This window comes from Methanosarcina mangrovi, assembly GCF_052057765.1.
Taxonomy (GTDB): domain Archaea; phylum Halobacteriota; class Methanosarcinia; order Methanosarcinales; family Methanosarcinaceae; genus Methanosarcina.
This window is the reverse complement of sequence record NZ_CP195120.1, coordinates 3507880-3522402: the sequence shown is the minus strand read 5'-3', so window position 1 is coordinate 3522402 and position 14523 is coordinate 3507880. Positions and strand designations below refer to the sequence as shown.

At 34.3% G+C, this 14523-nt stretch carries 8 protein-coding genes and 2 pseudogenes; 1 reads left to right on the top strand and 9 read right to left on the bottom strand.

Translation table 11 applies throughout. From position 1 onward, the window contains the following. Positions 1-43: 43 nt before the first annotated feature. Positions 44-315: pseudogene (locus ACSAZL_RS15625) on the bottom strand (IS481 family transposase); the annotation flags it as partial. A gap of 735 nt (positions 316-1050) precedes the next feature. Between ACSAZL_RS15625 and ACSAZL_RS15620 the strand changes: the two are divergent. After that, positions 1051-2388 (top strand): lipopolysaccharide biosynthesis protein, encoded by a 1338-nt coding sequence (locus ACSAZL_RS15620; protein ID WP_440945535.1) that lies wholly within the window; start codon positions 1051-1053, stop codon positions 2386-2388. Between the two features lie 380 nt (positions 2389-2768). Here ACSAZL_RS15620 and ACSAZL_RS15615 read toward each other — a convergent pair whose 3' ends face one another. From ACSAZL_RS15615 to ACSAZL_RS15580, 8 genes and pseudogenes are all read right to left on the bottom strand, one after another. Further along, entirely contained in the window at positions 2769-4496 is a 1728-nt protein-coding gene (locus tag ACSAZL_RS15615) for a hypothetical protein (protein ID WP_440945534.1), read from the bottom strand. A gap of 26 nt (positions 4497-4522) precedes the next feature. After that, the gene (locus tag ACSAZL_RS15610) at positions 4523-5677 is read right to left on the bottom strand and encodes a glycosyltransferase (protein WP_440945533.1); all 1155 of its coding nucleotides are present in this window, start codon (positions 5675-5677) and stop codon (positions 4523-4525) included. Beyond that, positions 5670-6905: a glycosyltransferase gene (locus ACSAZL_RS15605; protein WP_440945532.1), complete on the bottom strand. Its 1236-nt coding sequence runs from the start codon at positions 6903-6905 to the stop codon at positions 5670-5672. The genes ACSAZL_RS15610 and ACSAZL_RS15605 overlap by 8 nt, the downstream gene beginning before the upstream one ends. Before the next feature lie 108 nt (positions 6906-7013). After that, positions 7014-7982 carry a lipid II:glycine glycyltransferase FemX gene (locus tag ACSAZL_RS15600; protein ID WP_440945531.1) on the bottom strand — a complete coding sequence of 323 codons (969 nt, stop codon included), beginning with the start codon at positions 7980-7982 and terminating at the stop codon, positions 7014-7016. 44 nt (positions 7983-8026) lie between these two features. Then, positions 8027-8716: a hypothetical protein gene (locus ACSAZL_RS15595; RefSeq protein ID WP_440945530.1), complete on the bottom strand. Its 690-nt coding sequence runs from the start codon at positions 8714-8716 to the stop codon at positions 8027-8029. 226 nt (positions 8717-8942) lie between these two features. Next, positions 8943-10646 carry a polysaccharide deacetylase family protein gene (locus ACSAZL_RS15590; protein WP_440945529.1) on the bottom strand — a complete coding sequence of 568 codons (1704 nt, stop codon included), beginning with the start codon at positions 10644-10646 and terminating at the stop codon, positions 8943-8945. Between the two features lie 481 nt (positions 10647-11127). Further along, positions 11128-12660, bottom strand: a complete 1533-nt coding sequence (locus ACSAZL_RS15585; RefSeq protein ID WP_440945528.1) for a glycosyltransferase family 2 protein — start codon at positions 12658-12660, stop codon at positions 11128-11130. A 973-nt stretch (positions 12661-13633) separates the two neighbouring features. Beyond that, positions 13634-14380, bottom strand: a pseudogene (locus tag ACSAZL_RS15580) (IS5 family transposase). Positions 14381-14523 lie beyond the last annotated feature (143 nt).

The window sequence follows — 14523 nt, the reverse complement described above, 5'->3', positions numbered from 1 at the left end:
GAAATAATTTCACTTTGAATCTTTTTTCTTTTTGTCCATCTTTTCACAACCCAAACAATCTCATTCCTATTCTGAATTTTGCCTCTATTGGGGTCAATTCCAGAATGCATCTTGTGGCGATTCTAATTGTCCAAGTTTCAAGGCTTTATGAGACCTTTTGTTATACCATTGTACGAATTCGTCGAACGATTCAAACTCTTTTTTAAACCTTTGATATGTATCGAACTGTTTCTCTATTTTTTTCCATTAGTCTGAGTATGTCTTACCTTGTAAGTATTGGTTTGGTTTGATTCCGAGTTCTTCAATGCACCTTTGCTTTATATGATTTTTAATTTAAAGTGCTTCAAATAGTCCTTTAGGGGAATAAAAGGCATAAGATGAAAGAACTTCAATCAGTCTGTCCAGAACATAAACAAAGTAAAAGATTTCTCTCTAACAGACAAAAACCAAATAACTTAAATACTTACAGACAATTCTATTAAAAATTTATTTAGTAAAATAAATTTTTTACAGAAAAAAATATAAAAAATGAAGAGAGAAGTTGTCATTTGTATGGGCTTCAATTCCTAAAAATGAGCCTATAGCTGGAGAAAGCTAGGCAAAGAAATGGAAATTTAAAAATATCGCTCATAGTTGCTTTCGTTTAATGCATAGCATTTTTGTAAAATACATGGGGTTATATCTAGTAGGTTATCATTAGAGTAAAAGTGTAAATTGTGGTGAAAATAGTAAATTGATATTTTTTACAAGGGTACTCGTATACTTCACTTCTGATTTCCGCTTTTTATACTTTGGTTACTTAGCAGGTAGTATTAGAGAACTGATACCCGGAGAAAAATTATGGGGACGAATATCAACCAGTTAACGATACATGACTTAAGTTCTGATCTATATATTTAGTGAAGCAAATAATACTATGTGAAAATATTCGTAAATAGTTTTTTCGTCAAGGATTTAAGCACATATGTTCCAACACTGTTTTGGAAGTGAGTGCAACCTCAAGTGAACATAAGAACCCAAAAACTTTGAATTTAGAACAATCAGAGAGCCATGGCTAGCAAATCAGTTGAGTTTGAGCAAGATCCATTAACTTTACAAAAAAACAAGTTTGTTAATGTTTACAGGATATTATTTGCTAAAAAAATGAACGCAGATATAAAGAATTTTTTCAAAAATATTTCCTATGTTACCGCTGGAACTGCTATCGAAGCCATCAGTTGGTTTATGTTTAATGTTCTGTCCGGCAGATTCTTAGGTCCTAATGAATATGGAAAATTCACCCTTATTTATTCTGTGGGAATGTTTTTATATTTACCCATGACTCTTGGAATAAGCACAGGAATAATCAAATATAGTTCCGAAAAAATCGATTTTAACCGACAGAGAAATATAATAACTACGTCCTACACAATTGTACTAATTATATCAATTTTATGCATTTCTATATACATTAAGTTTTCAACAGCACTTAAGGAAGTCTTTTTAGTATCACAAAATATCCTCAATCTGGGAATTATTTTCGCAATTGTATATACTTTTTATATAATTACCACAAGTACACTTCAAGGTACTTTTCAAATAAGGAAATATGCGACTTTAAAGCCGATTTGTGGTTTAATTATACTGACTTCATTTTTAGTTTTTGTGTTATGTGGGAACTTTTCTTTTAAGTCGCCTATCCTTTCAATGTATTTGGCTTATTTAGTCACAGGAGGTATTATCCTCCTGTCAATCAGGAGATACCTTAGTTTTCAATCTTTTGACTTTGAATGGGCAAAGATTATCACAAAGTATGGAACTTTTTCTTTTCTTAGTGCAGTGTCGTATATCGTCTGTACTAACGTTGATAAAATACTTATAAATAAATACCTTACAACCGAAGCAGTAGGCTTGTTCAATGCATATTTCATCTCCTCATTGAAAATAATGAGCATGGTTTCTGGAATCCTGATTACGGTTTTATTTCCATTGATATCAGGGCATAAAGAAAAGAATTTTATATTAAATAAATATAAATCACTCATTCCTTATATTATTCTTTTCGGAATTCCCCTTATGATACTCACACAGGTTATAACTTTAAAGTTTTATGGGGATAGCTTTGAATTAAACTTAAGGCTTGTACTTATTTTTAGCATTACATCCGTACTTTTTTTGTGGTATGATATTTACGGTTGGATTTTTAACTCAATGGGAATAAAAGGTGCAAAGCTGACAATGTATGGGACTATTATGATAGCTATAGCAGATATTATTCTGGATATTTACTTGATCCCTCCATTAGGGCTTGAAGGGTCAATTATTGCTACTGCAATTTCATATTGCATAGGCTTGATGTTTTTCTACATAAAAAGATCATATAATACGCACTTACCTGAGCAGTTATAAACTTAAGTCCATCTCATGAGCTAGTCCTAAAAATCAAAATTACTTTTCTAACCGAAGTTTTTAAAATCCTGAAATGAAATCTGGAAATCTTTGAGGGTGTATCTTAAATAAATATCTACTATAGTTTTTTATGGCATGTTCAATACTGCTGCCATAAAATATTTTATTCAAAATGTCTATATTCTGAAAGAAGGCTCAAAACTCTCTGATTTAAATCTAAAATTGGTTCAGGATTAGTTCACATATTAATATAACCTAATAAAAGTTATAATTTTTTTCTATAAAGTTGCTAAAATTAATGCCAAAGGTGAGCCTATCTACCTTTGCATTATTAAAAGTCAGAATAATTGTATCTAATCAGGCATTTTTTTCTGTTTGCATTAAACTATTATTAAATATGTTTTAAATCCTCCATTTTCATATATTTTGAAAGTGTTTTTACATTCATTTACTTTTTCAAAGTCTTCTTTTTTGAATCTGTAGGTGTCTTTCCATATATTAGTATAGGCCTCTTCATCATATGGAGAAAGAACCAAATATCTATCTTTATCAATAGGGAATTGGCCATCAAACTGATCAGTAAATCCAAAGTGATCAGGCAATGTGAAATCTCTTTTTAAATCTTTTCTAAGTACCCTAAATTTTAATCCATAAATAAAATCTGTATATCTATCTACAGGATTTGCTAAATCTACTGTTTTAATGAGGGGATTTTTATTGATGATTAGCCAGTCTGAACCATTATATTCGCTGGGAGTCATGTAATCGTTTGCTCTCATGGTAAATGGTGATTGGTACAATGAAAAGTAAGTAGAAACGGTGGCGAGAAGAATTAAGCTTATTAAGAAAACTGTCTTCAACTTATTCTTATTATTTATATATAATAGGTAGGCTACCAAAACAGGTGAAAGCATTATGTTGAAATTCAAGTTTAGTAACCTATCAGGTCTATGAGTTACAGTAAAACCGAAAAGAAAAAGTAACAAAATAGTTCCAGATACGAAACAAGCTATCAATGGGGTAAATTTCTTTTTTTCTAATAAATTTCCTTTATATACTATATAATATATTGCGACAGCCGCTAAAGAACAAAATACTAATTCGTCGAATAGTAGATGTGAAAGCGTATAAATAGTTGCAGAAATTCCCAACTTACTCGAATAGTAGGCAGCTTGACTAATTGTAGAGACGGCCGGAAGCATTCCAAAAAGATTCTCTATTATTATAATAAGTGACCTACTGATCGCATATTGGTTAATAAACCAAAAAAACAAGGATACTGATGCTAATACTAGCAAGGCAATAGGTATGTAGTGTTCCTCAGCGCCATTGAGAGTATATTTTTGAGCTATGTATGAGATAAACAGATAGAATAATACAATTATAGCTGTAATGGGATGGAATAATGGATATACGATACAAAAAATGACCATTAAAATCCTGAAACGCAAATCTTTAAAATTAGTTAAAATATATAAAAGTAGTGGTAAAGTAAAAACTGATAATAACATGTAATATATAGATGTTGAAAACCAGGCATAAAATAAAGGTGTAGCTGCTATAACTGCAGAGATTATATATTTCTCATCACGAATTAGTGATTTACTAAGACAGTAGACTGAAAGTACTGAAAAAATGTAAAAGAGAGTGGGGATATATTTTGCTAGTGTGGGTATGGGAATGTCTGACATTTGAGATAATTGAGAAACCAGTATCGATACAAGAGGATAAAAATCGTCAGCTACATTCCCATAAATAGTCACATCCTTTATAAGACCAATATATGATGCTGTATCTCCTCTTAATAGATAAACAATATAATTCCGTAAATAAGACAATAAAAGGACTAGAGAGTTTACAAAAAGTATCTCAAATATACCCAGAACGTGAGCTCTTTTTACTTGGTCGGTAACTCCAAGATAAACCAGTAAAAATCCATTAATTAACCCTAAAATCACTGAAATCCAGAAAATTTTCGGTGTTGAAGAATAAATCGAGATTTCATAGCCCATTACAGGATTTTTTGCAAGATAGACCAGGGAGATAGTTATAATTAGGAATGTAATAGATGTTGACAACAGGGCAAGCCGGCGTAATATATTTTTCATTTAATTTCCTCAAAAGTAATAATTTTTTATTCATTTAGTATCTTTTCATATTCTTGTATACATTTTTCAATTGCAAAATCTTTTGCTCTTTCTTTTGATTTTTGAGAATAAAAATCTCTAAGTTCCAAATTATCGAGAAAGTTCATCATAGCTTTACTCATACATTTTTCACTTGTAAACAACGGTTCCAAAGCACTACGAAAATTTCCGTCCATTGGTGGAACGAGTACTCCATACTTGCCATCACTCAGTATTTCCCGGGGTCCGTATTTACAATCCGTGGAAATGATTGGACAACCGCAAGCCATTGCTTCGGTAAGTGCATAAGGAAGGGCTTCCCAAACTGAAGATAAAACAAAAAAAGAAGCTCGTGAGATATACTTATACGGATTCTCCTGCCACCCTAAAAAGATAACATCATCTGATAAATTAAGTTGTTCTACTAAGCTTTCAAGATAATCCTTTAGTTCTCCGTATCCTATTATTGCTAGCTTACATTTTTTGTGCTGTCTGAGTTCAGAAAAAGCTCTGATTAAATGCCATTGACCCTTTGCTCTTGTCAATCTCCCCATATTGACGATCAATGGGGTGTCCTCATCAAACCAGTCATTACTGTCGATCTCTTTTTCTGCGAGCTTTTTTACGTTATCAAGATCTACAGGATTATAAAGTACTTTTACTTTATCAGGATTGATGTTTAAATCGCAAATTAATTCTCCTCTCACTCCTTCAGAAACAGCTATTATTAGGTCTGCTCTTTGATATGTTTTACTCATCATATATTTAATGATTCTATTTTTTAAAGAATCTGGATATTTCATTGATATTGAAGTGTGGACTGAAATTATATTGGTAATTTTATTATTCCCATAGCTCGAAGCTATATTGATAAGGTTATCAAGTGCTAAAAAGCTAAGAGAAAATTGGGGTTTGTTCTCTTTTATCAATCTTCTATATGTCACCGTTCCCTTTATAAATGCGTAAAAGACACTTATTGCTAGAGGCTTTTGGAATTTTATATCCAGAGACAAGGGGGATTCATTTGATGGATAGGTAACTTTGTCTGTTAAAATAACTATTCGTCTATCAATATTCTGATTTAAATTTAGACTTAACTCCGAAGCAACCCTTTCAGCCCCTCCTCCTGCAAGTGAAGTTATTAACATTAAGAGTTTAGTCAAGAGAAACCTCCTCAAATAACCTAAGATATTCGTTTGCTATAATACCCCAATCGTATTTCTTTCCAGTTTCCAGTGCATTAGCAGAAATTTTTTCTCTAAGATATGAATCTTTTAAGAGTTCTAAAAGAGCATCGGAAATCTGGTCTGCATTTTTCTGATCTACTAAAATTCCATTATATCTATCTTTAATGGCTTCCATAATTCCTTTAGTTTTTGTTGAAACAATAGCTTTACCGGCTGCTAAAGATTCAATCAAAACAACTGGAAAGCCTTCCTGAAACCCAAAAGAATCTACAATTGAAGGAATTACAACAATATCTGCCATTAAATAATATTCATGAACATAACTATTTTCGACGAAACCCTTAAAAACAACATATTCTTCCAATCCAAGGTCTCTCACTTTTTTTTTCAAACTTTCTTCAAGAGGACCGTCTCCAATTATAACCAGCTGAACGTCCTTAAATGAGTCAACTACTGTCCTGAAACCTTGAATTAAGTATTCGCATCCTTTGACTTCCACAAGCCTACCAGCAAATAGCACTATAAATTTAGACTTTAGTCCATATCTTGCTCTTATAGACTCTTTATTTTCAATGTATGTGAACCTGCTGATGTCAACTCCCAATGGAATTACATGAATTTTACTTTTTGCTTTTTCTGCAAATCCACTGGAGGCATGTGATAATAGTTCACCTGCCCGATGTGAACTTGCTGAGACAACATAGTTGCTATTTGCTAAAATAAACTCTGTAATTCTATCTTTCATTGGAAGTTTTCCAAGTAATGTTACTTCAGAAGAGTGCATGCTGGCAATATGTGGAATCCCTAACATTTTACTGCAGATGGCACCGACAAATCCCTGAGGAACTAACCAGTGAGAGTTTATAAAACTTATATTCTCTTTTTTTATTATTGATATTGCACATATCAACTCGCATAGAGAAAACAATGGAGCTTGGAGCTTTGCAAGAAAACTGTTTTTTAAATTATATGGAATTCCGCCCCCATAAGCAAACTTCTGAAGTTTCCATGGATAAAAGTATGGAAACCTGTAAACATGAATACCATTAAAATCTTCCTCAAATAGGGACTTATCAATATGTGGAGCAAGAACAAATAACTTCACTTTATCTTGAATAATTTTGTTGGAAAATAGTTGTGTAAGAAAGTCCGAGGTTGTATTATTTATTGGGAAGTTGCTTGTGATAATTAAACCTTTTTTCATAAGTCCACCTCCTTCTGATATACTAAAACTCAAGTTTTTTAATTCAGCAGAATTTCCCAGATATGCTTCTTCCCAAAGTCCTTTTAAATAACTTGGCGTTGAAACTTTTCATAAAGAACATTTCTTGTATAGTTGAAATCCGATATCTGTAATTTTGATCTTTACAGGGGAATGAATGTGGGAGTACCTGCCATAATTGACTAAACTTCCACCAAATCTTCTCTTAAATTCTCTTGGGCCGTATTCTACATCTGGTTTACCCGCACCTCCAAAGTCAAATACTTTGTAATTGTTTTCCGTTCCCCATTTCAGAATATGCCATACTAAACAATCGTTGGGATACAGTGATAAAGCATTATCTAAGGCTCCGGCGTACCAATCATGAATCCAGTTGTTGTAGGTTAAAACCACTCTGCAACCAATATATGTATCCTCATTTTTTGCTAAAAAAAATCTTGCCATGTTCTTTGGCACAAGCTGGTCAAACGCTGACTCAAATAATGTCATATCAGAAAGCGGTACTTTTACTCGTTTATATGTTTCTTTTAGCAATTCGTAAAAAACAGGTATCATTTTTTTATTATTGATTTCTTCAACTACTACACCTGCTTTAGTTGCACGATTGATATTTTTCCTTTTTGATTTATGGATTTGTCTCCATAGATCTTCTTCTGACACCGCTAAGTCGATTAAAAAGTTTAGGTGATCTTCGTAAGTATAATTATTTACATTGTTTAGTAGAGATTTCACCTCATGTAAATTTCGTATCTCTGTATAAAGGGATCTTTTTTGGACTTTTTTATCATATTCAAATATCATCTCCGACAAAGTATCTATTGAGTTACCCGAAACAAGGGGGCCTCCAGATATTATGGATCGTGTAGAAAAATCCCCCAAGATGCCTTTCCCCAATAACCCCTTCATTTCACGCATTGTTACTCCAAGTAACACACCATTAATTTCACCTGTGACTTCATTAATAGCACATAGTTTAATTGGAGAATAGTTTTTTGTGTTATTATATACGTTGTACATTGCAGTTGTTTGGAATATATTCCCAAAAGGATGATGTCTCACATACTCATCCCATTTTTTATCTTCTACATCAAATGTGATATGAACTATTGTCTCACCGCCATCACAATTTTCTTCCCCGTATTAAGTACAAAATCATATAGCCAGAATATACTCCAGTTTGCAATATTGGACTTCCATCGGTCTGGATGTAGCGAAATATAGAAGTTGTTGATTTCGCAGCTATCAACCAACTTAATAAGATCATCAGTCCTTTCGGCAGAGAATTTCTCAGTTTTACCGGGGATGAAGTCTCTCATGTTGTTCTTTGAGTTCCAGCCTCTTCCTGTATCAGTGAAATAATTGAGGTTTTTTCCGGCAGACAAATAAGCCTCTCCAAGAATCCCAAAATCTCTTAAATTGTAGGATTTCCATAGATCCCTGTTATCATATTTTGATAACACAGCTCCATGCATACATACAGTTTTGATATTGCAGATTTCTCTAAACTTCTGTACATCATCTTCGAATAGTTTTATGGCTTTTTCATAGTCTCCTTTCGCAGTACTCAGGGCCTCATAGTGATATCCTACCTCATGGCCCATTTTCTCGATCTCCTGTATTATATCGGGAACAAAGGCTTTTTTATGAGTTCTGAAATAGTAAGTTGCTCTTATGCCATATTCTTCTTCTACACTTGCTGTTTTCAATGCGTTTTTTGCCCAGTTATCAACATCGTGACGCATCAATACAAATCTCTCGGGAAGCTTGTTACCTGCAGTCACATATTCGTGCATTGTAAGGAATGTGTATTTCTCTGATAGAGCAGAACAAAGCTGACGGTATTTGTTAAGCGTAAAGTCTAAATTGTGAATATTTAACATGAAGTTCACCATCATCTAATTATTCAGGCATTTGCGGCCTCATTTTAATAGGATAAGTATGATATCCGATCTTTGTTTGCCTTTTTCTTTTATTGGCTATTTTAGGCTCCTTCTTGTTTTTGATTTCAATAATTTGACCTTAAGCTTCACAATAGCTCCCCACTTGATTTCGTAAAGGTACTTTCTTAATGTTTTCAAGCTTGTTAAACACATAACGAAGTCTTTCTTCAACGATCTTTCCTTTTATAGTCCAATAGAACGGTCTTCTGTGCCCAATGGATGGGAATTTCTCCTGAGAAATGTCAATAGGGTGAAAATAAAAAATCGTATGGCCCCTGTTCAAACTCTGTCTTAGTCCTTTAAAGATCAAGCGAGATCCTAAAAACCTGAGAGTCGGGCCACCATACGTAGGAATCTTAATTCCCATATCATAATAGGCCCATGGGAACTCAACAAAGTTTCTTTTTTTACGGGTAGGTTCCAGACTGCCTGAGGCTGGATAATAGGGAAAAGAAGAAACATCTCTTAGAGAAGAGTCTGATTTGTTGTACAGTGAGTTAACAGATACTGAAGAGTCATACTTAAACCCTATTTTTTCAAGTGAGTCTAGCATCCATCCTGTAACCGCTCCATTTGGAGCTCTGTATCCAACAACTTCTTGACCAGATATTCTTTCAAGTAATTTTTTTGCTTTCAGGGTTGTCGCTTCAAACTCTTCAACACCTATAAGAGGTTCTTTTGTTTTTGTATCGAGCACGCATGTATGATCTGCCCCGTGACATGCAATTTCATGTCCTCTCTCAGAGATGGATTCGATCAGGCCTGAGTAATGCTCTGCAACATCTGCAACAACAAAGAATGTTGCAGTTATTTTAAATTCATCCAGAAGATCCAATGTTCTTTTTGTCGGCTCACTCAGATAATCATATCTTTTGTTCCATTTTTCAAAAAATTCACTTACATTTTTGTAAGTCGAGAAACTTGATCCACAAACCGATGGGATATGATACCAGTCTTCTATATCAACCGTAATCGATAAACAGTTGTTATTCCTGGAATGAATACTAAGATTCTTTCCGCGGCTTCTCATCAAAATTTTCTTTCCAAAATTGACTGAATGATCTGTAAAATAATACAGACTCCATCCAAGAGCACTTGAAGGCCATCTTTCTGGATGCGTTAGAATATAAAGATTATTTAATTCTCTTCTCTCTATCAATTTAATAAGTTCATCAGTCGTATCAGCAAAAACTTGATCCTTTTTACCGGGGATATAATCCCTTATACTGTTTTTATAGCCCCACGTCCTTCCGGTATCAGATAAGTAATTGAGATCGCTTCCTATGGAAAGATAGGCTTCACCTGTTATTCCGAAATCCCTAAAATCGTGTGTCTTCCAGAGCTCGCGGTTGTCATATTTTGAGAGGGGCTGTCCGTGCATGCAGATCGTTTTTACCTCACAAATCTTCCTCAACTTTTCTAGATTTGATTGAAACATATCCAGTGCCTTTTCGTGATCTCCATCTGCATCGCTTAAGGTCTCGTAGTGATAGCCGATTTCGTGACCCATGTCTTTTATCTGGCATATGATTTCGGGTTCGAATGTGCTCTTTATCGTCCTGAAATAATATGTTGCCCTGATGCCCAATTCTTGTTCTATTTTGGCAGTGACCAGGGCACGTTCCGGTATCCTGTCAACATCGTGGCGCATCAATACAAAACGGTCAGGGTGCTGTTTTTCCATATATTCGGTCATTGTTACTGTTGGGTAGTTAATGGATATTGCTTCACAAAGCCGAACAAATTTATGACTCGTAAAATCGCGATTTTTAATGTCAAGCATCAGAGATCACCATCAAGGTTTGAGCAGATATGCAGGATATTAAGCCTCCATCTCTCTTTGAAAGTAACATTTTTATCCTCAATCATCTGGCAACACACTCTAGATACCTTTTTTGCATACTTTTTAGTTCTTTCAAGGACTTTTTAGTTCTTTCAAGGACTTTTTAGTTTTCTCAAGTAAACCTGATCTCTATTATCTTCCTTGCTCAGATGGCTCCTCGATATGAATCTCTACTGGTTGTAATCAAAGAGTTCACATGTACTCAACAAACTCAACAGTTGATTTAACTATTCAGCCTATAATAATAAGTTTATTGATATTGATTTTGAGGGAACCGATGAGTCTGATGACTAACTGATGGGTAATGAAAAACGCAATCAATTGCCAACAATCAAAGAAAATCAATTCATAGGGATTTATTCATTGAATTTTTGTGAATGTGGCTATTGATGTTGTTTTATCCAGGTTGAATACTTGCCAATTAATTTAAGTTCGGATAATTCCAATTTGTTGTCTTATTCACCTGCATGTCAAAGAACATAGCAAAGAGAAGTAACTGCACACCCATAAGCGAAATAAAAACATCAAGTAAGGGATAGTTTGTGGAAACAGGAGCATGCAAGACTAGCTTTTGCAAAAAAATCCACAACCCGAACAAAAACCCAACTGGTACCAGCACCATACTGGCAATATAAAACAGCACCAGCGGATGGAAATCAAGAATCATGTATTTCATCTTCAACCTCCATAAAAACCCTCTGAAAATCATGGGAGCAACTTTCATTATGTAGACACCATACTTGATGGTGGACTTTTCCCTCCCATAGCGAGCAGGCATTGCTATGTCCATTGCTTGAAGACCAAAAGCATTGAGTTTTATCAGGATGTCATTGCAGTAACCATAGTAAGTGTAAACCGAGTCCAGGTCAAGGGCTTCCAGTCCTTCCCTTGATATTACCGTGTAGCCGTTTTGAGGGTCGGTAATGTGCCAGTATCCACTCCCTATTTTTGTGATCAAAGTAAGGAGCCCATTACCAAAAGCTCGCCAGGTGCTCATACCTTTTCTCATCTCTTTTGAAAGTAGGCGATTGCCTTTGGTGTAGTCGGCTTTTCTTTCAATAATGGGAAAGAGTAGACGAGGTAGTTGTGAAGGATCCATCTGGTTGTCTCCGGCCATAACTGCAACCATATCCATTTCATCGGCCAGAGCGCGCTTGTATCCGTTTATTATGGCCGCTCCGACTCCTTTATTGACTTTGTGTTGTATTGGTACTACTCTTGGGTCGGTCATCTGGTCGATGATTTCTCCTGTCCTGTCGGAACTGCCATCGTTTATGACATAGATCTTATCCACATAATTGGGGATTCCTTCAATCGTTTCCCGGATCAAAAGTTCTTCGTTGTAGGCAGGGACTACAACTCCGATTTTATAGGCTTTGAAGAGAGTTTTTTCGTGTTCATCCTGCAGATCGATATGGCATATCTTAATTTTTTTTCTTTCACAGAGTGACATGATGGAACGAATGGAATTAAGATAGACTTCGGAAAGGTCAAGTTCTTTGAAACAGGCTTTTGAAAATGCCAGAAACCCCACTGGTCTTTCTTCTGTCTTTCTATTTTTTATCAAAAGAAGTTTTTCGGAACGACTATGGTTTTTGTCAATGCATGTTCCAACCACCAAATCAAAGTTTCCTTCTCTAATAGGCTTGATCATTTTCGGAATTAATTTTGGATCTCTGCAAACATCCATATCCATCGTGACCAGAATATCGGCACCTTCTGCCGCTTCAATACCTTTTTTAAGTGAAAAATTTCTGTTCGTGCCTGCAAAATCCGGTATTACTTCGGCTCCTGCAAATTCGGCTACTTCTGCGCATTGATCCGAACTACCATTATCCATAACGATGACCCTGTCTGCATAACGTTTAGCGATCAGCACGACTGTCCCGATCTCAACTTCTCGATTAAATGCAGGAAGAATAACTGCAATCTCCGATAAACCCTCCTCATACATGTCCATTCACCCACAGCCGAAATACTATTTTTTACTTTATTCCTGAATCAGAAAGATTAATCTAAGTAAATAAATTCGGAATAACTGTATCTTAATTTGTAACACACCAACTACTAATTTGTAACATACTCACTATTAATTTGTAACATACTCACTATTAATTTGTAACATACCCACTAATAGTTTGTAACACGCCAACTACTGATCTTTTTATAAAGGAATATTTGCTAAAAAATAGCAACCGATTCCTATTTCTTCTTGACATTCTCTTGTTTATTAGATCGACTTGCGAATTGAACCTATAAATATAAATAGTTTTGGATATTACCTCGTTTCATGATGGGTAAATATCGATTGAACTAAAACTCTTTTTTAATTCTGTTTCATTATTACTATTTATTGAAACTCTAAATTATTAACTGAAATTTCTTACTAAATATATTATCAATCTCTCTCTGGTCATTTCTACATTCTGTTCAATGCTTCTTAAACTCATTCTATTGGTAGTAAAAGTTAAAAACAAGAGTAATAATCTTTGAATCGATGCTTCTCATAACCATTCTCTGAAAACGTAGCCACTTTGAAAAACTGACGGAAGACCCAGTTTAACGTATACTCATAAAATGAAATAAAAACTGGAATACTTTACGAAAAATTCGAACCTAAGGTAAATCATATGAATTTTATTTTATATTGTTTACATAAATAATAATATGTTTATATTATAATCTAAAAATAAATATAAATAAAGAAATTTTGATATTTTATTAATAATTTTAAATTACTTTCTCAATTTTTAAGAATGCTCAAAGGTTGAAATAAATATTTATATGTAAATATAAAAACATCTAATTAAAATTGAACACTATAAACTATTATATTTATAATGCATATTCATGAAATAATCATGAATAACATTTTTCAGAGAATAGTGATATTCTTAGAGCGTGTCTTAAAATTATTCTCCTTCTCTTTAATTCTTGATATTAGCGATTCTTTTAATCATTATTCTGCTCATAGCCGCATATATCAATGCTTGACTTGATTCTGTTAATCCTTCGTAGTCTTTACTTAACCTTCGATATCTACCTAGCCATCCAAACGTCCGCTATACTATCCATCTATGTGGAAGTACTTGAAATTCTTTGATATTATCTCTACGCTTAACTATTTCTAGTACCCATCCACATGTTATCTTGACCCACTCAATCAGTTTACCTGAATAACCAGCGTCAGCCCAAATAAGCTGTAATCGAGGGAATGCTCCTTTAACTTGTTCCAGAACAAGTCTAGCACCATCTCGATCCTGAATATCTGCTGTATGAACCACGACCATCAACAGTAACCCTATTGTATCCACCAGAATGTGACGCTTTCTCCCTTTCACTTTCTTGCCAGCATCATACCCACAGACTCCTGGAGTTTCTGTGGTTTTAACAGATTGGCTGTCTAAAATTGCAGCACTTGGCTCTGGTTTTCTACCATATGCAATTCTCAGTTCGATTCTCAGAACAGTATTGATATGTTCCCAAATTCCATAAATACGCCAAAGACGGAAGTAATGGTAAACAGTTTTCCAGGGTGGAAATTCGTGAGGTAGCATTCGCCAAGCACAACCAGAACGTAACAAATAGAAGATAGCATTCAATATCTCTCGATAAGAATGAACACGTTTTCTACCTCGATTTGTTTTGAGATCAGGAAAATAAGGATTAATTATTTCTCATTCTCTGTTGGATAAATCACTGGGATAAGGAAGCCTTATAGATCGTTTTGACATTGAAGAAAAAGCAAGATAAAAGGATTATTTAATTTTAAGACAACCTCTTAGATTTAAACCTTGGAAATCCATGTTTCTCTCGA